Annotated in this window: 17 protein-coding genes; 11 read left to right on the top strand and 6 right to left on the bottom strand. The window is 63.8% G+C overall.

Translation table 11 applies throughout. From position 1 onward, the window contains the following. Positions 1–94: 94 nt before the first annotated feature. Positions 95–1,525 (bottom strand): NAD-dependent succinate-semialdehyde dehydrogenase, encoded by a 1,431-nt coding sequence (locus FFS37_RS19940; protein WP_137932675.1) that lies wholly within the window; start codon positions 1,523–1,525, stop codon positions 95–97. A gap of 113 nt (positions 1,526–1,638) precedes the next feature. On the opposite strand from FFS37_RS19940, the gene FFS37_RS19935 reads away from it, so the two are divergent. The 10 genes from FFS37_RS19935 (at position 1,639) to FFS37_RS19890 (ending at position 12,644) form a co-directional block, all read left to right on the top strand. Next, positions 1,639–2,319: a GntR family transcriptional regulator gene (locus tag FFS37_RS19935; RefSeq protein WP_064987884.1), complete on the top strand. Its 681-nt coding sequence runs from the start codon at positions 1,639–1,641 to the stop codon at positions 2,317–2,319. A 3-nt stretch (positions 2,320–2,322) separates the two neighbouring features. Next, on the top strand, positions 2,323–3,315 hold the full coding sequence (locus tag FFS37_RS19930) for a proline racemase family protein (RefSeq protein WP_137932674.1): 993 nt from the start codon (positions 2,323–2,325) through the stop codon (positions 3,313–3,315). Positions 3,316–3,344: 29 nt separating this feature from the next. After that, positions 3,345–4,187, top strand: a complete 843-nt coding sequence (locus tag FFS37_RS19925) for a transporter substrate-binding domain-containing protein (RefSeq protein WP_137932673.1) — start codon at positions 3,345–3,347, stop codon at positions 4,185–4,187. Positions 4,188–4,261: 74 nt separating this feature from the next. Next, positions 4,262–4,918 (top strand): amino acid ABC transporter permease, encoded by a 657-nt coding sequence (locus FFS37_RS19920; protein ID WP_137932672.1) that lies wholly within the window; start codon positions 4,262–4,264, stop codon positions 4,916–4,918. Then, positions 4,915–5,775 (top strand): amino acid ABC transporter ATP-binding protein, encoded by an 861-nt coding sequence (locus FFS37_RS19915; protein ID WP_137932671.1) that lies wholly within the window; start codon positions 4,915–4,917, stop codon positions 5,773–5,775. The genes FFS37_RS19920 and FFS37_RS19915 overlap by 4 nt, the downstream gene beginning before the upstream one ends. A gap of 99 nt (positions 5,776–5,874) precedes the next feature. Beyond that, complete coding sequence (locus FFS37_RS19910; RefSeq protein ID WP_137932670.1) at positions 5,875–7,353, top strand: aldehyde dehydrogenase family protein; 1,479 nt, start codon at positions 5,875–5,877, stop codon at positions 7,351–7,353. 14 nt (positions 7,354–7,367) lie between these two features. Beyond that, entirely contained in the window at positions 7,368–9,062 is a 1,695-nt protein-coding gene (locus tag FFS37_RS19905; protein ID WP_137932669.1) for a GMC family oxidoreductase, read from the top strand. A 17-nt stretch (positions 9,063–9,079) separates the two neighbouring features. Then, positions 9,080–9,862 carry an HpcH/HpaI aldolase family protein gene (locus FFS37_RS19900; protein ID WP_137932668.1) on the top strand — a complete coding sequence of 261 codons (783 nt, stop codon included), beginning with the start codon at positions 9,080–9,082 and terminating at the stop codon, positions 9,860–9,862. 23 nt (positions 9,863–9,885) lie between these two features. Beyond that, positions 9,886–11,151 (top strand): NAD(P)/FAD-dependent oxidoreductase, encoded by a 1,266-nt coding sequence (locus tag FFS37_RS19895; RefSeq protein ID WP_137932667.1) that lies wholly within the window; start codon positions 9,886–9,888, stop codon positions 11,149–11,151. A 53-nt stretch (positions 11,152–11,204) separates the two neighbouring features. Then, on the top strand, positions 11,205–12,644 hold the full coding sequence (locus FFS37_RS19890; protein WP_137932666.1) for an NAD(P)-dependent oxidoreductase: 1,440 nt from the start codon (positions 11,205–11,207) through the stop codon (positions 12,642–12,644). Between the two features lie 35 nt (positions 12,645–12,679). On the opposite strand, the gene FFS37_RS19885 is transcribed toward FFS37_RS19890, so the two are convergent. Genes FFS37_RS19885 through FFS37_RS19875 form a run of 3 tightly spaced genes read right to left on the bottom strand, consistent with a single transcriptional unit; the run spans position 12,680 to position 16,489 of the window. Further along, entirely contained in the window at positions 12,680–13,942 is a 1,263-nt protein-coding gene (locus FFS37_RS19885; protein WP_137932665.1) for a RhtX/FptX family siderophore transporter, read from the bottom strand. Beyond that, the gene (locus FFS37_RS19880) at positions 13,939–14,319 is read right to left on the bottom strand and encodes a hypothetical protein (protein WP_137932664.1); all 381 of its coding nucleotides are present in this window, start codon (positions 14,317–14,319) and stop codon (positions 13,939–13,941) included. The genes FFS37_RS19885 and FFS37_RS19880 overlap by 4 nt, the downstream gene beginning before the upstream one ends. Before the next feature lies 1 nt (position 14,320). Continuing rightward, on the bottom strand, positions 14,321–16,489 hold the full coding sequence (locus tag FFS37_RS19875) for a TonB-dependent receptor (protein WP_232375716.1): 2,169 nt from the start codon (positions 16,487–16,489) through the stop codon (positions 14,321–14,323). Between the two features lie 211 nt (positions 16,490–16,700). On the opposite strand from FFS37_RS19875, the gene FFS37_RS19870 reads away from it, so the two are divergent. Beyond that, a complete protein-coding gene (locus FFS37_RS19870) occupies positions 16,701–17,687 on the top strand; it encodes a helix-turn-helix transcriptional regulator (RefSeq protein ID WP_137932662.1) in 987 nt (328 codons plus the stop codon). Between the two features lie 28 nt (positions 17,688–17,715). On the opposite strand, the gene FFS37_RS19865 is transcribed toward FFS37_RS19870, so the two are convergent. Both FFS37_RS19865 and FFS37_RS19860 read right to left on the bottom strand, forming a co-directional pair. Continuing rightward, the gene (locus tag FFS37_RS19865) at positions 17,716–19,212 is read right to left on the bottom strand and encodes an HAL/PAL/TAL family ammonia-lyase (protein ID WP_137932661.1); all 1,497 of its coding nucleotides are present in this window, start codon (positions 19,210–19,212) and stop codon (positions 17,716–17,718) included. A gap of 161 nt (positions 19,213–19,373) precedes the next feature. Beyond that, complete coding sequence (locus tag FFS37_RS19860; protein WP_137932660.1) at positions 19,374–20,753, bottom strand: aspartate aminotransferase family protein; 1,380 nt, start codon at positions 20,751–20,753, stop codon at positions 19,374–19,376. Positions 20,754–20,772: the final 19 nt, after the last annotated feature.

The raw sequence follows: 20,772 nt of genomic DNA, 5'->3' as shown, positions 1-20,772 counted from the left end.
GTTCAAGGGGCCAATGGCGGCATCGCACTGTACCTGAAAGGCAGTGCCGCCATTGGTTCTCACATGCGAAGGGAATGCAGCCCTTCGGGACGTCCTACATCTCGGTCACGAATTTCGTGCGCAGATAGGCGTCGAGCCCTTCGATCCCGCTCTCCGAACCGTAGCCGGACTCGTTGACGCCGCCGAACGGCGTTTCCGGTGTCGATACCATCATGTGGTTGACGCCGACCATGCCGGCTTCCAGCGCCGCCTCGGTCTTCTGCGCGAGGCTGAGATCGCGGGTGAAGACGAAGGAGGCCAGGCCGTAAGGCAGCGCGTTCGCCCGCTCGATCATCTCGTCGAAGGTCGAGAAGGTGGTCGTCGGGGCAATTGGACCGAACGGCTCCTCCGACATGATACGCGCCGTGTCTGGCACGTCCTTCAGCAAGGTCGGCGCGTAGAAATAGCCCTTGTTGCCGATCCGCTTGCCGCCGGTGACGACAACAGCGCCTTTCGCCGTCGCATCGCTGACGAAACCGTCCATGGCGTCGAGACGCCGCGGCGCGATCATCGGGCCCATCTGCGTGCTCGTGTCGAGGCCGTCCCCGATCCTGAGCTTTTCGGCGCGCGAGGCGAAGCCGTCGATGAAGCGGTCGTAGACAGCCTCATGCACGTAGAAGCGGGTCGGCGAGGTGCAGACCTGGCCGGCATTGCGGAACTTGAAGGTGACGACCGTATCGAGCGTCTTGTCGAGATCGGCGTCCTCGTAGACGATGACGGGAGCGTGGCCGCCCAGTTCCATGGTGCAGCGCTTCAACGTGTCCGCTGCCTGCTTCTGCAACAGCTTGCCAACCGCCGTGGAGCCGGTCAGCGAGACCTTCTTCGGGATCGGCGATGCGATCAGGTAGGATGACACCTCAGCCGGCGCGCCGAACACGATGTTGAGCACGCCCGCTGGCAGTCCGGCGTCCTGGAAGCAGCGGGCGATGGCGACCGCTGTTCCCGGCGTTTCCTCCGCCGGCTTCAGGATGATCGAGCAGCCGGCGCCGAGCGCGCCAGAAATCTTGCGGATGACATTGCTGGCCGGAAAATTCCAGGCGGCGAAGGCGACGACCGGCCCGACCGGTTCCTTGAACACCATCTGCCGCACGCCGGGCAACCGGGCAGGGACGATGCGGCCATAGGCGCGCTTGCCTTCCTCGGCATACCAGCGGGTTGCGTCGGCGGCGAACTGCACCTCTCCGGTAGCCTCGGCCAGCGCCTTGCCGTTTTCCATCGTCAGTGTGCGGGCGATTGTCTCCTTGCGTTGCTCGATCAGGTCGGCGGCCTTGGCCATGATCGCCCAGCGCTGCATGGCGGTCATCGTCTTCCAGAGCTTGAAGCCCTTGAGCGAGGCGGCCAGCGCGCGGTCGAGGTCGGCCTGCGTGGCGTGCGGCACGGTTGCCAGCACCTCCTCGGTGGCGGGATTGATCAATGGTTCGGACCTGCCGTCCGACCCCTGGCACCACACCCCGTCAATCAGCAGCTCGATCGTCTCTGGATACATGTCCTGGCCCTTTTCCGACCCGGCGGTCCGCGGAATGCCGCCGGCAGATTGCACGTCACAAGAAAGTTTCCGCGATGGCTTGACCTGTATATTGTATACAGTATGGTGTCGACATGATTTTAGCGCGCATCCAGAAATTGTCGGTCGCCATCCCGGAGAATCTCGCCGAGATGCTCGAGGAGGAGATCATCTTCGGTCGCCTCAAGTCGCGGGAGCGGCTGACGGAGGAGATGGTCGCAGCTCGCTACGGTGTCAGCCGCTCGCCGGTGCGCGAGGCGCTGAGGTTGCTGGAGCGCGACGGTCTGGTGATGCGCGAGGCGAGGCGCGGCATCTGGGTCTCGCCGATGTCGCAGCGCGATTTCGACGAGGTCTACACCTGCCGCATCGAGCTCGAAGGGCTGGTCGCCAAGCAGGCGGCGGAATCCGCCGACATCGAAAAGAAGGCCGAGTTCAAGAACCTCTTGTCGGAGCTGAAGCAGGCCCAGGCCAGGAACGATGCCAGGCAGTTCTTCATCGTCGACGTGCGCGGCTCTTTCCTGACCTACACGCTTGCCGGCAACAAGACCCTGACGCGCCTGCTCGGCGGCCTGGAAAAGCAGGCCTTGCGCTACCGCTATCACGCCTATGAACAGGATCCCAAGATCATCCAGCTGTCGCTCGACGACACGGCCCGCATCTATGATGCGATCACCGCGGGCGATGGCGAAAGCGCCAAGGCGATGACAGAAAACCTGATCCGGGAAATCTGGCAGAGCATGCGGGCCGGCATTCGCGACGCCTTCGGCGAGGGCTAGTTCGTGTCCACCTTCTCGTCAGCGTTCAGCGTCATCGATTCTCATACAGCAGGCCATCCGACGCGCGTCATCCTCAGCGGTATCCCGCAACTTTCCGGCTCCAGTGTGCGGGAGAAGCGCGACCATTTCCGCCAGCACCTTGATCACTTGCGCCCGGCGCTGCTGCATGAGCCGCGCGGCCATGCGGCCATGGTCGGTCTCGTGCCGGTCGGCTCCGATGTTGCCGACTATGGCGCGTTCTTCATCTCGTCCTATGTCTATCTCGACATGTGCGGTCATGGCACGATCGGCTTTGCCAGGACGCTGGCCTTTACCGGCCAGATCTCCGTCGAAACGGGCGACAGCTTCACGCTGGAAACGCCGGCCGGAGTGGTGACTGTCCATCTTATCTGGAGCGAAGACGGCTCATTGGACCGGGTGCGGCTGGCCAATGTGCCGAGCTATGTCGGGCTCGATCACCTGAGCGTTTCCGTCGAAGGCATAGGCAAGGTCGACGCCGCGATCGTCTATGCCGGCATGTGGTATGCGCTGGTGGACGCGACCTCTCTCGGGTTCAGGCTGGTCCCGGACAATGCGTCGGCCCTGATGCAGGCCGGCGCCAGGATCAAGGACGCGATCAAGGCGGCGACGAAGGATTTGCCGCTGCTGGCGGGCGCGGCGGCGCCGAGCGTGCTTTTCCACCATGCCGAAAGCGAGACGTCGGCGACGCATTTTCTCGTCCTGGAATCGAACAAGTACGACCGCTCGCCCTGCGGCACCGGAACCTCGGCGCGCCTGACCTATCTGCTCGGCAAAGGGCTGATCGGCCCTGACCAGACCTATCACGCAAAAAACATCTTCGGCATTCCGTTCGAGGCGCGCCTGCAAAGGCGCGTCGAGGAGCAAGGCCGCGAGGCGATGATCATCGAGATCGAAGGCTCGGCCTTCATCACCTCGACCCAGACGATCTACTTCGAGAAGAGCGACCCTCTCTCGAAGGGATTTCTAGCCCGGTAACCATCAAGAAACTCAGAAAGGGGAATGACATGAAATTCAAAGTGATGCGTACGCTCATGGCCGCTTTGACCATTGGCCTCGGCCTGCTCGCCGCACCGATCGCGGCTTCGGCCGACGACAATCCATCCGCCGTCATCGACCAGATCCGCGCCAGCGGCGTGCTCAAGGTTCCGGTGATGACCGGCGAGGAGCCCGGCTACATCAAGGACCCGGCCACCGGCCAGTGGAGCGGCTTCTACTACGAATTCCTGGGCGAGATCGCGACCCAACTCGGCGTCAAGCTCGAGCCCGTCGAGACGACCTGGGGCAACCTGGCCGCCGACTTCCAGTCCAACAAGATCGACATCGCCATCGGCGTCAATCCGAACCCGAAGCGTGGCCTTGTGGTCGACTATCTCTGGGAGCCGCTGTTTACCGACGCCTGGGCCGTGCTGACGCCTCCCGGCAAGCCGGTCAAGACCTGGGCCGAGCTCAACACGCCCGACAAGACCGTCGTCGTCCAGAAAGGCAGCACCATGCAGGTGGTCGCCGAAGCGCTGCTGCCGAAGGCCAAGATCACGCCGGTGGAAGATCGCGGCCTGGCGCTGATGGAACTGCAGGCCGGCCGCGCCGATGGCGTCGTGCTGTCCATCTTCGACGCGCTGCAGATCACCAACCAGAAGATCGGCAACGTCTCGTTGCCTGAGCCGATCCTGCGCAATCCGGCAACGCTCGCTGTCGCGCGCAAGCCCGGCAATGCCGGCTACATCAACTTCCTGACCAACTGGATCCTGCAGGAGCGTTCGCTCGGCCTCGCCCAGGGCAAGCTTGCCCGCTCCTGGGAAGCCCGCGGCATCGACCTGTCGATCCTTCCGGCAGGTTTCTCCTTCTGATCGCAACAGCCTGACCGCCGCCTGGCGCGGCGGTCAGGCCACCACTGGACGTGCATCGAACCAGTGAGGACGCCATGTTCGACTACACAGTCATAACCAACAATATCGGCCTGCTCTGGCAGGGCCTGCTGATGACGCTCTACTTCACCGTCATCACCATCGGCGCCGGTATGCTGATCGGCCTGTTCATCGGGCTTATCCAGCTGAGCACGTTCAAGCCGCTGGTCATCCTCGGCCAGATCTATGTCGAGTTCTTCCGCAACATTCCGCTGCTCGTCACGCTTCTGTGGGTCTACTACGCCTTCCCGATCTTCGCCGGCATCAACGTCACCAAATTCTGGGCCGGGTTCATTGGGCTGAGCTGCTATGTCGGCTCCTTCTACGCCGAAATCCTGCGCGCCGGCGTCCAGTCGGTCGATCCCGGCCAGATCGACGCGGCGACCGCCATCGGCATGTCCTACGGCCAGCGCATGCGCCGGATCATCCTGCCGCAGGCCTTCCGCAAGATGATCCCGCCGCTCGCCGGCCAGTCGATCATCCAGATGAAGAACACCACGCTGCTGTCGATGATAACGGTTCCCGACCTGCTCTATCAGGCGAGCTATATCTCGAGCTTCACCTATCGGCCGATGGAAGTTTACACCGCCGTTGGCGTCATCTTCCTGATCATCCTGGTGCCGCTGACGCTGCTGTCCCGGAAACTCGAAAAGAGCGGAGCCAGCGCAAGATGAGCACCATCCAAACAAACAATGCCGTGCCGGACAAAAGCGGCAAGCCCGTGCTGCGGCTGGACCGCATCTGTCTGAAGTTCGGTGACAAGCGCGTGCTGAACGGCATCGATCTGTCGGTCGTCGAGGGCGAGGTGGTCGTGCTGATCGGCGCCAGCGGTTCGGGCAAGACGTCGCTGCTACGCTGCATCAACCTGCTCAACGTGCCGAGCAGCGGCAGCATCGTCATCGACGAAGAGACGCTGTTCGACAGGCAGGTCGATGGCAAAGGGGCCCAGATACCGGTCCCCGAAGTCAACCGCATCCGCTCCAAGACCGGCATGGTCTTCCAGCAGTTCAATCTGTTCCCGCACATGACGGCGCTCGAAAATGTCATGGAAGGTCCGGTCATCGTCAAAAGGGAGCCGAAGGAGCAGGCACGTCAGAAGGCGCTGCAACTGCTCGACCTCATGGGGCTGGCGCAGCACGTGGAAAAATATCCGCGCCAGCTCTCGGGTGGCCAGCAACAGCGCGTCGCGATCGCCAGGGCCATGGCCATGCAGCCGAAGGTGATGCTGTTCGACGAGCCGACCTCGGCGCTCGATCCCGAACTGGTCGGCGAAGTCATGAAGGCGATGGTCGAACTGGCCAAGAGCGGCATGACCATGGTGATCGTCACCCACGAACTGGGTTTTGCCTTCGAGGTCGCCGATCGCGTCGTGTTTCTCGATCAGGGGCTCGTTGCGGAGCAGGGGCCGCCCGCCAGGATACTGCTGCATCCCGAACATCCGCGTCTGAAGACATTTGTCGGACGCTTTCATGAATCGGCGGATCTGCTTCGCCCGTTCCTCGAAGCGCGTGAAGCCGGGAAAACGTGCTGACAGGGCACCGCTTCACGCAAACAGTCAGGTAGCCACAGCCGGCTAGGACCGCGCCGTTGGCGCGGTTCGCTCGATCTGGCCGCAGAAGGAAGAGTATCAATGACGCTGAGTTTTGATCCCGCCACGATCGCCGTCCCGAAGGGGCATCACATAGGCGGCCAGTTCGTCGAGTTGCCCGGCACGGAAATCGAGGTGTTGAGGCCGTCCGATCTCCAGCCCATGGGCATCATCACCGACGGTGGCGAAGCCGCGGTGCAGCAGGCTGTCGATGCCGCGAAGAGGGCGCTGGCGCAGAGTCGCTGGGCGAAGGTCGCGCCGCGCGAACGGGCCGCCTTGCTGATGCGCTTCGCGGCGTTGATCGAGGAGAACGCCGTCTATCTCGGACAGCTGGAGGCGATGGGATCGAGCCGGCTGATCTCTATGACGATTGTCCGCGACGCGGTCCGTACCGCCGGCGTCGTGCGCTACTACGCCGAGTTCTGCGACAAGATCGAAGGCACGGTCACCGCGACCGAAGCGAATGCGCTGAGCATCGTCAGGCACGAGCCCTATGGCATCGTCGGCACGATCGTTCCCTGGAATTTCCCGATGATCACCGCGGCCTGGAAATTCGCCCCCGCGCTGGCCGCCGGCAATGCGGTGGTGATGAAGACATCGGAACTGACCCCGCACAGCCTTCTGGCGCTGGCCGATCTTGCCGCCAAAGCCGGCGTTCCGGCCGGCCTGTTCAATGTCGTGAACGGCTACGGTCACACGACGGGCGCGGCGATCGTGCGCCATCCGGACATCCTCAAGATATCCTTCACCGGCTCGACGCAGACGGGTGCGGCCATCATGACGCTGGCCGCCCAGTCCGGCATCAAGCCGGTCACGCTTGAACTCGGCGGCAAAAGCCCGCAGCTCGTGCTGGCCGATGCCGGCGATATCGACGTGGTGGCCGGTCGTGTCGCCGCGGCCTTCATGGACAATGCCGGCCAGGTCTGCACGGCGGGGTCGCGGCTGATCGTCGAGGACAAGATCGCGGACCAGCTTGTCGAGCGCGTCATCGCTCGCGCCAAGGCGATCAAGGCGGGCCCGACCTGGGACGAGACGACCACCTTCGCGCCGATCATCAGCCGCAAGCAGCTCGAGCGCATCGACACGATGGTGCGCGAAAGCATCAGCCAGGGCGCTTCGGCCGTCACCGGTGGCACGGTTCTGGAAGGCCGCAACGAAGGCAGCTTCTACGCGCCGACGATCCTGGAGAATGTTTCCGACGACAATATCGGGTTCAAGGACGAGTTCTTCGGCCCGGTGCTGACGGTGCGCAGCTTCACGGACCTGGAAGAGGGTCTCGCCATGGCCGCCCATCCGGTCTACGGGCTCGCCGCCAGCGTCCACACCACGGATTTGAAGAAGGCTCTCAAGGCGGCTGAAGCAATCGAGGCCGGCATGGTCTGGATCAACCAGCACGGGCGCGGCCCTGAGTTCACCTATCCGGCCGGCGGCTACAAGGGCTCCGGCTTCGGCAAGGATATGGGCCGGGCCGGCATCGAGGCGTTCCTGCGCCAGAAGGCCATCTGGGCCAATTACGCCTGAGCGAGCACAAGCACATGCAATTCGACTACATCATTGTCGGCGGCGGCTCGGCGGGCGCCGTGCTCGCCAGCCGTCTCTCGGAAAGCGGTACCAGGCAGGTGGCGCTTTTCGAAGCCGGTCCCGACACGCCGCCGGACGACGTTCCCGACGTGATCGCCGACAGCTATCCCGGCCTTTCCTATTTCGATCCGAAATATCACTGGACGGAACTGCGCGTCTTCAACCGCTCGCCGAAGCAGAACGCGCAGGCGGTCAAGACAGCCAAGCTCGAACAGGCCAAGGTGATGGGTGGCGGCTCCAGCATCAACGGCCAGTTCGCGGTGCGCGGCCTGCCGCACGATTATGACGAATGGGAAGGGCTCGGCCTCAGGGGATGGGGCTGGGACGGCATGCTGCCATATCTCAAGAAGCTCGAGCGCGATCTCGATTTCGACGGCGATCTCCACAACAAGACCGGGCGGATCCCGATTCGCCGCGTCTTTCCGCAGGACTGGGCAGGATTCACCAGATCCGTCCTCAAGGTGACGGACAGCGAATACCCCTACCGCCCGGACTACAACGCCAGCTTCGAGGACGGCTCATTTCCGCTGCCGCTGTCGAACGAGAACGACCGCCGCGTCTCGACGGCGATCGGTTACCTCGACAGCGAAGTGCGCACCCGCAAGAACCTGCACATCTTCGCCAATGCCTTCGTCGAGAGACTGGTGACCAAGGGAACGCGCATCACCGGCGTCGAGGTCACCATCGATGGCCAGACAAAGACTTATAGTGCCGGCGAGACGATCGTTTCGGCCGGTGCCTTGCACTCGCCGGCCATCCTGCTTCGCGCCGGCATCGGGCCTGTCGCGCAGCTGAGGCGGCTGGGCATCGAGGTCATCGCCGACCGTCCCGGCGTCGGCGAGAACCTGACCGACCATCCGCATCTGGCGGTCGGCGCGCATTTCAAGAAGTCGGCGCGGTTGAAGCCCGGCCAGCGGCGCCACATTTTTCTCGGCGTCAGATATTCCTCGAACTATGCCGACTGCCATCCCGGCGACATGCTGCTGATGCCCGTCAACCGCGCCGGCTGGCACCCGCTCGGCAAGGCGATGGGCGCACTCAATGTCTGTGTCAACAAATCCTATTCGCGCGGCACCGTGACATTGAAGTCTGCGGTCCAGACCGATGAGCCGATCGTCGATCTGAACATGGCGTCCGACGGCCGTGACCTGATGCGCCTTGTCGACGGCTTCAAGCGCATTTGCAGGATCATGCAGTCGCCCGAGGTCCAGCAGCACGTCAACACCTGGTTCTTGGCCGGCTACAGCGACGAGGCGCGCGCGCTCAGCGTGCGCAAGCCATCCAACTGGATCAAGACCGCGACGGCCGCATATCTGTTCGACTACGCGCCGTTCTTCCGCGAAACCTTGCTCAAGCGCAAATTCGGCACGACAGACCGTATCCAGGCGATGCTGGCCAACGAGGACCTGATCGCCGATTGGGTCAGGCAATCCGTCTGGTCGGGTTGGCATGTCTCTGGCACCTGCAAGATGGGCGCCGACGGCGATCCGCTGGCGGTGCTCGACGCCGAATGCCGCGTGCGCGGCGTGCAGGGGCTGCGCGTCGTCGATGCCTCGGTCATGCCGACGATCATCGCCGCCAACACCAACATCACGACCATCGCCATCGCTGAGAAAGCGGCGGACCTGATTTTGAATTCCCGACAATAGCAAAGGACTAGACTCCCATGCGTAAGAACAAGGTGAAGGACATCTGGGCCGCCGGCGGCGAAGTGGTGACGGGCTGGCTCGGCATTCCGTCGTCGATCTCGGCGGAGCTGATGGCCCAGCAGGGCTGGGACGCGCTGACCGTCGACCTGCAGCACGGCGCCACCGACTATGTCGACGCGGTTCCCATGCTGCAGGCGATCTCGACGACGGATACGACGCCGATGGTGCGCGTGCCGTGGAACGATCCGGCCATCATCGGCAAGGTGCTCGATGCCGGCGCCTATGGCGTGATCTGCCCGATGGTCAACACGGCGCAAGAAGCCGATGCCTTCGTCAAGGCCTGCCGCTACTTCCCCAAGGGCGGGCGCAGCGTTGGCCCGCTGCGCGCCTCGCTCTATGCCGGCGCGGACTATTTCCAGCACGCCAACGACACCATCATCACCATGGCGATGATCGAGAGCGAACAGGCGGTGAAGAACCTGGAGGACATACTGAAGACGCCGAACCTCGACGCCATCTTCGTCGGCCCGTCGGACCTCGCGGTGACCATGGGCGAGGCGCCCGGTTTCGATCCGCGCTATCCCGCGGTCTACGAGGCGATCGAATACATCGCCGCCAAATGCAAGGAAGCCGGCGTCATACCGGGCATCCATTGCGGCTCGGTCGCCTATGGCGTCGACATGCGCAGGATGGGCTACCGCTTCATGGCCTACCTCTCCGACTTCCGCATGCTGCAGCAGATGGTGTCGCGCTCGTTGCCGGCCTTCCGTGCCGGAACGCCGAGCGCGATCGCACCCTGATCGCCATACCCGGATCGATCGCCATGACATCGACAGGCATGCCGCGCGGCAAGGTGACGGTCATCGGCGCCGGCATCATCGGCGTCTGCACCGCCAACTATCTGCTCGAGCAAGGCTTTGCCGTCGAGGTGGTGGATCCGGCCTTGCCGGGCTCGGAGGAGCAATGCTCCTTCGGCAATGCCGGCGGCATCTGTCCGGGATCGTGCATTCCGAACTCCATGCCGGGGGTGCTGCGCAATGTGCCGAAATGGCTGATGGACCCGGAAGGTCCCTTGATCGTGCGGCTGGCCTATCTGCCGCACGCTCTGCCCTGGCTGTTGCGTTTTCTCGCCGCCAGCCGCAAGCCGCGCGTGGAAGAGATATCCACGGCGATGCGTTCGCTGCACCGCTACACATTCGAGTGCTACGAACCGCTGATCAGGGCAGCCGGCTGCGAGGACCTGTTGCAGAAACGCGGCCAGCTCTTCGTTCATGAAACGGCCGATGGCCCTTCAAAGGGCGCCTATGGCCTCGGGTTGCGGCGCGAGCACGGCGTCAGGGTCGACATCCTCGATGCCGACGAAATCCGCCAGCTCGAACCCGCCTTGGCGCCGATCTTCAAGAGCGCGGTTTATCTCCCCGAACAGGGGCAGTGTCCCAATCCCGGTCGGCTTGTCGCCAGGCTCGCCGAACACGCGGCGCGCCAGGGGGCTCGCTTCGTGAGGGCAAGGGTGGTCGGCTTCGACATGGGAGCCAACGGTCCCTCGGCGTTGCGGCTCGAAGACGGCGGGCGCATGCCGGTCGAGACCGTGGTGCTGTGCGCCGGCGCCTGGTCGGGCGATCTCGCCCGCCAGCTTGGCGACCGCATCCCTATCGAGACCGAGCGCGGCTACCACATCATGGCCAGGGGCGCCGATACCGGCCTGCGCATCCAGACCATCTCGGCCGACCGCAAGTTCGTCGCCTCGCCGATGGAGGATGGCCTGCGGATCGCCGGCAATGTCGAATTCGCCGGCCTGAAGGCGCCGGCAAACATGAACCGGGCGGACGTTCTCCTGAAGCAGGCGCGGCCGATGTTCAGAAGACTTGAGGTCGGAGAGGTCACGCGCTGGATGGGGCATCGGCCGGGCACGCCCGACAGCATTCCGGTGATCGACCGGGCATCCCAAGCGAAAAACGTCATCTACGCCTTCGGCCACGGCCATCAGGGTCTCATCGGCGGCGCCGTCACCGGCAAGATCGTGTCGCAACTTGCCGCCGGTTTGCCGCCGGTAATCGATCTGACGCCGTTCCGGGCGGATAGGTTCTGATTATCCAGGACACCTCCCTGGTGTCGCAGCAGGCCTTGCATGGGGGAAACGACGTGACCGCAAACACCAGCGCACAGGCCGTGGAGCCGATCGACCCGGAAAGCGTCTATACCGTCCTGATCTGTGATCTGGTCGGCCTGCGCTTCGGACCTGACGGCAGGCCCGATCCGAACGAAGTGCGCGCCCATATCGAGGCCAAGGGCGGCCGCTTCCACGCGGCAGCGCTTGGCGACAAGGCAGGTCTCGAGCGAGGCCGGGTGCATTTCTTCTACCAGCCGGAACTCAGCGCAAGAGAAGAACTGATCGAAGCCGCTGGCGATGGACGCTACGACGCCGTCATTGCGGCCGCGACCTTCCTGCCGGCCGAGACCGTCTTCCCGCTGGCCGGCGTGCGGATCGGCGCCGGCACCGGCAATATGGGCTCGCTGTCGTGGGGCGGCGGCAGCGGCGAGGGCGGCACCGCCGTGCTGATGAACACACCAGGCATCAACAGCCGCGCGACCGCGCAGATGGTGATGAAGGCAATCCTCAAGGTGCTGCCCGACCTTCCGGTCGGCGAGCTTCACGATCGCGTGGCGCGCGGCGCTTTCGACACCGGCAGGGAACTGCGCGATTTCCCTACCGAAAAGCTCGAAGGCAAGACGATTGCCCTCATCGGCTACGGCAATATCGGCCGCGAGGTTGCCAAACTCGCCCGCGCCTTTGGCATGCGCGTGGTGATCCATGCGCGGCCCCGACATCGCGAATGGATCGAAGCCGAGGGCTTTGTCTATGCGGCTGATCTTGCCGACGCGGCCGACGGCGCCAATGTGCTCAGCATTCATGTCGGCCTCGGCAAGCAGGACGCGCAGAGCGGGCGCTACGCCAATGCCGGGCTGGTCGGCGCGGACGTCTTGTCCCGGCTGAACAGGGGCGCGGTGCTGGTCAATTACGACCGTGGCGAACTCGTCGATGTTGCCGCGCTCGCTCATGCGCTGGACGTCGGGCAGGTGCGCCACGCGGCCATCGATGCCGACCTCTTCAGCAATGCCTCGACCGGCAGTCTGTCCGGCCCCATGCTGCCCTATCTCGCTCTCGTCGAAAGACATGGCGGCAGGCTTGAACTTCTGCCGCACGCCGCCGCCGATACTGATCATCCGTCACGCGTTGCCGGCGCCAGGCAGGCCGTCGACCAGATATTCGATGTCATACTGCGCAAACGGGTGGTCAACGCCAAAGGCACCGTGCCGCCCGGCTATGTCTCGATGGGAGCGAGCACGCCGCCGGGTATCGGACCGGTGACGGCAAGCGATCTGCTGAAACTGACCGCCGACCAATATTCGGCACTGGCGGATATTTGCGAGCAGCAAGCCGGTCTTTGGCGGGGGCTCTCGGACGCGCAGCCCGCTGCGCAGAGCAAGATCGTCGCTGAAAAGGGTGAGCAGCTCGTCAGGCTGATCGACAGCTTCTGCCTTCTGGCCGAGAAACTGAATCTCAGAGGCCCTTACCAATAGGATGACGCGGCGGCTTTTCAGCCGCGTACATCATTTCAGGTCGCTTCCTGTTCGCTGCGTTTCGAGGCTAGCCTCGACAGAAGATGGACGGTCAAGACTACAGCGAGGCCGGAAACAAGCGTGGCGGCGAAGAAGAGTACGGAATAGCCGACGCGGTCGGCAATCGCGCCGGCCATCATCGAGCCGACCAGATAGATGATGATCTGGGCGCAGGACAGGATGGTGAAGTCTGTTCCAGGCTGGTCCTTGGAAGATACCGCCATGAACAGGCTGTAGAGCGCCACGATCTCCATGTAGCGGATCAGGGTCTGAAATCCGGCCGCGCCAAGCAGCGTCCACATGCCTGTCACCTGGCCCGCCGCGTGCAGCGCGAAAAGCAGGAAGCAGACGGTGCGCAGCGCGCCAAGCAGAAGCAGTGTTCCGCCAGCTCCCGAGCGCCGGACGAGCAGCGCCGCGATGAAGGATCCGGCTATGCCGGCGGTCGCCGCCGAGATGCCGCTCAGATATCCGATCGCCGACAACGGCAAACCGGCGTCGACCAGATAGGAGCCTTCCATGGATTTCACCAGCCCTTCGCTCGCGCGATAGGTCAGGGCGATCATCAGCACGGTGACGGCCTCCGGCCGTTTCAGGAAACTGGAAAGCGAGGGCCTTGCCTTCATTTCCGCGCTTCTCGTGGATATGTCTTCCGGCATGAAGGCGATTGCGATCAGAGGCAATGCCGAGATCGCTGCGATCGTCAGCACCATCGCCTGCCAGCCGACCCAGCCATAGAGCAGCAGCGAAACCGTGCCGCCGATGATGACGCTGAAAGCGACTGCTCCGCCCTGGATGGCATTGCCCATGGCGCGGTCCTCTTGCCGTAGCGCCAGCGTGGCATAACCGTCGGTGGCGATATCCTGCGTCGATGTCAGTATGGCGATCACCAGGCCTATCGCGAATATCGCTTTCAGGTCGGTCGGATCGACCAGGGCGAGGGCCGCGATGGCGAGCGCGGTGCCGATCTGCGTCGGCAGGATCCAGCCGCGGCGATGCCCGATCGCCATTGGCCTGATCCGGTCGACGAGCGGCGCCCAGAGAAATTTCACCGTCAGTGGGATCATCAGTACGGCAAGCATGCCGATGGCGGTCCGCGATACGCCGAGTTCACGCATGATCGGCGGCACGGCGGCAACCAGGAGGTAGCCCGGAATGCCCTGGGCGAGATAGAGGCCGGCCAGCACGGCGAACAGGCGCAGTCGCCCGGAATCGCGCCGGCCGATGGGTACTCCCGAGGCCTGTGATGCCAGATCGGTCATGGTCGGCCCGCCGTATTGAGGTGGCTGGCTACGAACTGGCGTGCTTCTTCGCGGTCGCGGGTGACGTGCACCGGAATCGACCACAGGCGCTCGAAGGATTGGCGCGACCTCGGATTGGGATTTTCCCGCACCAGTGCCAGGGCCCGGCATGAAGTCGAGATGCGCTGCCGTGTCGCCTTTGCCCATGCCGCCTGACGGATTTCGCCCTCGCGGGAAAGGTGGGAGCCACCGGCAATGTCGACAACGATGGCGTAGGGACCATCGAGACGGCCGATGCGATCGAGCGCCGCGAGATAGTCGGCCTCATCGGTCTCCGCATGCGGAGGGTAAAGCCTGAGATCGACGATCCCGCTCTCATGCATTTCGAAGCTGACCATCTCAGAAGGTGACCTTGTAGCCGAGCGAGACCGTGCGGCCGAAACCGTTGACGACGTTGTTGCGCGTCGCGCTCGCCGTCGGGTTCATGTAGTCGGTGTCGAACAGGTTCTCGACGCCGAAGCTGAGATCGCCCTTGCCGACCTTGTAGCTGGCCAGGATGTTGACCAGCGCCGCGCCCTTGATCTCCGGCACCGTCGTGATCTTGTCGCGGCCAGCGAAGAACTGGACCTCGCCGCGAAGATTGAGCCCATTGTCGAAGACGTAGGTTCCATAGACGGTGCCGTGCACCGGCGTGGCTATCCTGTTGTTGGGCAGCCATGCGTCGATCTTCCCGTCGCCGTCCTTGTCGTAGCGGCCCTCGGTGTAGCCGACGAGACCTCCGACGGTCAGGTTGCCGGTCAGGTTCCACCAGGCCGTCGCCTCGACACCCCAGATTTCCTCCTTCTGCTGCGACACGCGATTGGACGCGATGTCGTAATTGACGCCCTGGTCGGAAGTGGAAAGGAATGCCGAAAGCGACCCGCCATAGTCGGCTTCGCCGCCGCGAATGCCGATCTCGTAATTGTTGACCACCTGCGGGCTGGGCGCGATGTCGGCGTAGCTCACCGTGAAGTCCGGCGCGCCGGCCCCCGGGCATGCCAATGATCCGTAAGCGTCGCACAGTTCGGCGCTGCTGTTGGCGCCGGCCCGGCGCGTGAAGCTGCCGATGTCGGTCAGCGAGAACCCTTGCGAGAAGCCGCCATAGAGCTGGACGTCCGGCGTCAGGTCGAGCGTACCGCCGATGTTGAATGTCCAGTTGTCGTAGTCGAACGAGCCGCCAATGACGTTGATCGCCGGATAGGGTCTGTTGATGTAGAAGATGGCGGGACGGTTGAAATCCTCGATGTCGAGGAAGTAGCGCTCGTAGCGCAACCCGCCCTGAAGGCGCAGCCGGTCGGTCACCGGAACCTGCAGCTGGGCGAAGCCGGCGACTGAATTCTGCTTCATCGGGCTGATGACGTCCCAGCCATTCGCCAGTTTCTGGAAGGTGTTGTCGTGGACGAAGTCCAGACCCCAGGTCAGCGTGGAACCCTGCAGCAGGACGTCGAGCGGGGTTTCGACGGTTGCGGTGACTCCCGCACGCTTGCTGAAGAGTGTGGTCTGGGCAAAGCTGGCCTGAGGGTTCAGCGGATTGCCTGAATAGTAGACCTGGTTGTTCACGAACGGATCGAAGCGCGAGAACGGGAAGCGCTTCTCCATGTCGTTGTAGAAGGATTTCACTTCGAGCGACCCGAGCGCGAAGGCCGTGTCCGTGTAGCGCGCCGTGAAGTACTTTGAATTCTCCATGACGGAATCGCCGGTATAGGGCGCGGTGAAGTCCGGCACCGCGGGCGAGGCCAGGAAATTGGAGAACCAGTCCGGGTTCTGGTCCATGCGCACCAGTTCGCCCGACACTTCGAAGCGGCGCGGGCCGTCCTCATACCCAAGTCTTGCGTACAGATTGCCGAAGTCGGTGCGATCGCCGCCGCCTTGGCCGAGCATCGCGTCGGAAGGCAGTTCGCGGCCCGCTCCGTCATAGGTCCGTTGCGTGCGCTGTCCGCTGGCAGAGAACAGATAATCGAACTTGCCGATCTTCTGCGTGGCCGAAACCGAAACTTCCGGTGCGGCCGACTTGCCTATGTTGGCGGTGAATGCCTTGACCTTTGTCTCGACCGTGACCGTCGGCTTTTCGGACGCGTCGCGGCGCGTGATGAAGTTGATGGTGCCGCCGGTCGCGCCGGAGCCGTAGAGACTGCTTGCCCCGTTGACCACTTCGATGCGCTCGACCTTGCCGAGATCGATCAGGGAAAGCGTGCGCGAAACATCGCGCAGCGGCGTGTTGCGAGGAATGCCGTCGACCAGCACGAGCACGCCGCGTCCGCGAAAGCCTTCCGATGCACCCGAAATCGTCTGGTTGGCGATCGAGAAACCTGGGACCAGCTTCGAGATCAGCGTTGCTGCGTCGCTCGTCATCTTGAGCTGGGCGGCGAGTTCATCGCCTTCGATGACCTGGACCGAACCGGGGATGCTGGAGATCGGTTGCTCTGTCCGCCCTGCCGTCACCAGGATCGTCTTCAGTTGTGTCGTGGACGCGTCTTCGGCCTGATCCTGGGCTCGCGCCGGCAGCGTGATGAAAACAAGTGGAAGCACTGCGAGGCAGGTCCCCGCGAGCAGCTTGCGATTCATAGTGGCACCCCCAATTTGCCATCCGCAATGAACGGGCCACAAATCGCTGGCCCGTTCATTCCGGATCGAATAAACATGTCTCAATTACTCATGTTATTGACCAGGGGTGGTGGAGCGCTTGGGGGGAAGCGAAACCGGCACTGCTGAAAACGAACTCAGACAGTCCAGATCGAGAATGTTGCAGTTATATCACACGCCTGCGAACGCCAGCGGCGCCAGCCCGGTCAGCTTCGACATGGCCGGCCACGACGACGCGGAGGCGCGGCGGCTATGCGCCGCTCATTTCTCTCCGATTATCGGAGGCGCCACGGTCGAGGTGGAAAGAGGCGTGCTTTCCGGCATGCATGGAATCAGGTGCGGCCTGGCCGGTTTGAGTGTCATGACATGCTTCTTCCCGTCGTCGCCGCTGCGCCTGAAGGCCTCGGGCACGCCAGGCTCGGGCAGGGTGCTGATGCTGAGAAGCATGGAAGGCCCCTTGATCGTCGCGCAGGACGGACGAACGATAGAAGCCGAGCCTGGCGATTTTCTCTTTGTCTCAGGCGAGTTGCCGTATGACTGGTACCTGCCCGAGGGCGGCCGTCTTGATTGCGGCAGTCTGCCCGCGGGTGCCTTCCGCGTTCCAGGCGCCACGCTTTCCAGGCTGATGCTGCGGCCGATCCCGAGAACATTCCCGCCGCTCCAGCTTCTGATCACCTACGGCGCCTATCTGCTGATGCGCGGTCCGCATTCCGCGGGAGAGGCCGAGATGGCGAATGCCCATTTCAACGAAATCCTGCCGCTTGTGGTCGCTTATCTGGAAGCCCCGCCGGCGCCGGATCGCGATCGGCTGCTGCCTGTAAAGCGCTACATCGACGATCACCTGCGCGACGGCGACCTCGACGTCTCCAGGGTGGCTGGCGTGCTCAATGTGACGCCGAGATATGTCCAGAAACTGTTTCAGCGCGAGGGCACCACCTTTTCGAAATATCTTCTTGAGCGCCGCCTTGCCGAGGCGCGCAAGCTGCTGTTGCGCAACGGACCCGCCCGTCCGATCGGCGCCACTGCCTACGATGTCGGTTTCGGGGATATTTCCTACTTCAATCGCACCTTCAGGAAGCGTTATGGCGTGGCGCCCTCCGCCGTCAGGGAAAGAGCGGAGAGCATTTCCACGGCGGATGGCTGAAGGAAGCCCACCCGGCGTCCTTATCTGCTCAATCCCGGGCTCCGGAAACCATTCGCGCCATCCGCGTCATGTCGGTGCTCATCTCGCGGTCGTCGTCGAGCGGGGCGACGAGTGAGCGCACGGCGGCAAAGGTGCGCTTCGGCCCTTCACCCATACTGTCGACCACGCCGCGCAGTTCCACGCCGGTTGCCGCGAAGATCAGTTCCATAGCAACGAGGTAGCGCATCCGCTCGATGATCTCGGCGGTCTTGGCAACCACCCGCGGCGCCATTGACGACTGATCCTCGATGCCGTCGGAAACGGCGAGCGGGCTGAGCGACATCGGATTGGCCAGGTGCCGGATTTCGGCTTCCAGCGCCGCGAGCGGCTTCTGCAACTCCGCATAGCCCTGGCGACTGCCACCCCTTGCCGACAGGAAGCGCGGCAGCTCCGCCGTGATCGGCGACATCAGCTTCATGCAGCGGTTGGCGGTGCCGACCGCGCAATGCGCCAGCGCCTGGCCAAGCTGCTCCCAGGCGAGCGTCATCGCGGTGAGGTCGAAATTGCCGTTCGAGACGACGCGCTCGGCGTCGGGCAGGATCACCGGGTTGTCGCCCGAATGGGTCAGTTCGATGTCGGTCGCCAGCCTTGCCTGTTCGAATGCGTTGAGCAGGCCGCCCCACACCTGGGGCACGCAGCGGTAACTGAGTGGATCCTGCAGGCGCCGCGCCGCCTTGTCCTTCCAAAGGCCGCTGCCGGCGAGCTCGGTGCGCAGCCTTGCGCCGATCTCCTGCTGGCCGAAGGCCGGCCGCGCGGCGAGCGCATCGGCGTCGATGGCGCTGAGCGAGGAGCGGAACGCTTCGTAGTTGAGCGCCACCGCGGCGAGCGCCCAGTCGATGAGGTTGGCGATGTCTTCAAGGCAAAGGCAGGCCGTGCCGGTCGACAGGCTGTTGGCGACGATAATGGCGTGGCCGTCCTTCTCGCGCAGGTCGAGCGGTTCGAGCCCGGCAAGGGAGAGCGCCTCGGGGGAGGGCATGATCCTGCCCTGGAACTCGCATTCGCCGTCACCGCGCAGCGCCCTTGCCATATGGCCGAGATGGGCGAGATCCGCCGCGCCGACCGATCCCCATGTGGGGATCACCGGGTGAACGCCTGCATTGAGTGCTGCCACCAGACCCATCACCACGCGTTCCGAGGTGCCGGTACCGCCGGCAGCCATGCCGGAGATTCGCGCGGTCATCAGCGCCCGCACCGCCTCGATCGGCAAGGCCGGGCCGATGCCCATGCTGTGGCTGAGCGGCACGCTGTGCTGGAAGGCGATGAGGTCGGCCTGCGCCAGCGGTGTGTCGACGCAGGCGCCGAGACCCGTCGTGACGCCGTACATTGGCTTGCCGAGCCCCGTCAGGTGCTCGATGAGCGAGCGGCTCGCGCGAATCCGTCGCATCGCCTCCTCGCCCAGCATCAGCCGGGCTTTGCGCCGTGCGATCTCGGCGACGTCGCCGACGCCAAGCGGCTTGGCGTCGAGCAGTATCATCCGGCTTGTCATGTCCTGCCTTAATCCTGTGACCCAGTTCCGCCGGCCTCGCGGCTTGGATCACAGTTTGTGGCGGCTTGCAGCCTGGACTGCAAGCCATTCCGATTATGACAGCCACGGGAGGGCCGCAGGCCGAACGCTCCGGCTTTCGGACTGATTGCTCGAGGCCAGGCTCAGAGGCTGGAGAACACGCTCTTTACCGCATCGGCTGTCTTGGCCACCACGATATCGGCCTCCTCACGGCTCAGGCACAGCGGCGGCGCGAAACCGAGAATGTCGCCCTGCGGCATGGCGCGGCCGATGACGCCGCTCGCCGCGAGCGCGGTGGCCACCTGGGGACCGATCTTCAGCGACGGATCGAAGAACACGCGGTCGTCGCGGTCCCTGACGAACTCGACCGCCGCCAGCATGCCATCGCCGCGAACTTCGCCGACGTGCTTGTGGCCTCCGAGCGCCTTCGCCAGTTCGGCGCGGAAGTAAGCGCCGGTCTCGCCGGCATTCTTGACCAGATCCATCTCGTCGATCAGCTCGAGGTTGGCCACGCCCGCGGCAACGCAGATCGGATGCGCCGAATAGGTCCAGCCATGGCCGAGCGAGCCGAGTTTGTCCGATCCCTGCACCAGAACCTGCCATACTTTGTCGGCGACGATGACGCCGGACAGCGGCGCATAGGCCGAGGTCAGGCCCTTGGCGATGGTGATCAGGTCCGGCTTGATGCCGTGATGGTCGGAGCCGAACATGGTGCCCAGTCGGCCGAAGCCCGTCACGACCTCGTCGGCGACCAGCAGCACGTCGTACTTCTTCAGGACGGCCTGGATTTTGTCCCAATAGCCGGCCGGCGGCGGCACGATGCCGCCTGTGCCGAGGATCGGTTCGCCGATGAAGGCTGCCACCGTCTCGGGGCCTTCGGCGAGAATCATCTCTTCAAGCTTGTCGGCGCAATGCTGCGAAAACTGCTCCTCGCTCATCGAGCGGTCGGCACGGCGGAAATAATAGGGTGCTTCGGTGTGCAGCACCGGCGCGCGTGGCAGGTCGAAGGCATTGTGGAACAGTTCGAGACCGGTCAGCGAGCCGGTCATCACGCCCGACCCGTGATAGCCGCGCCAGCGCGAGATGATCTTCTTCTTCTCGGGCCGGCCGAGCACATTGTTGTAGTACCAGATCAGCTTGATGTTGGTCTCGTTGGCGTCCGAGCCGGAGAGGCCGAAATAGACCCGGCTCATGCCCTTCGGCGCGCGGTCGATGATCATCTTGGAAAGCGTGATCGAGGCCTCGGTGCCGTGCCCGACATAGGCATGGTAATAGGCGAGGTTCTTTGCCTGTTCGGCAATGGCATCTGATATCTTTTGGCGGCCGTATCCGACATTGACGCAATAGAGGCCGGCGAAGGCATCGATGCTCTTCCTGCCGTTGTTGTCCCAGACGGTGACGCCTTCGCCGCCGGCCATGATCCGCGTCGGCGATTCTCCCCGCGCGTGGGTGCCCATATGCGTCGAGGGGTGAAAGAAATGGTCGCGATCCCAGGCGTTGAGTTCGTTGGATTGGTCGAGCATTTTTGGACTCCTTGAAAGA

The organism is Mesorhizobium comanense (assembly GCF_005503535.1).
Classification (GTDB): domain Bacteria; phylum Pseudomonadota; class Alphaproteobacteria; order Rhizobiales; family Rhizobiaceae; genus Mesorhizobium; species Mesorhizobium comanense.
Note: the sequence above shows the minus strand (reverse complement) of the source record. Positions and strands in the feature narration are given on the sequence as shown.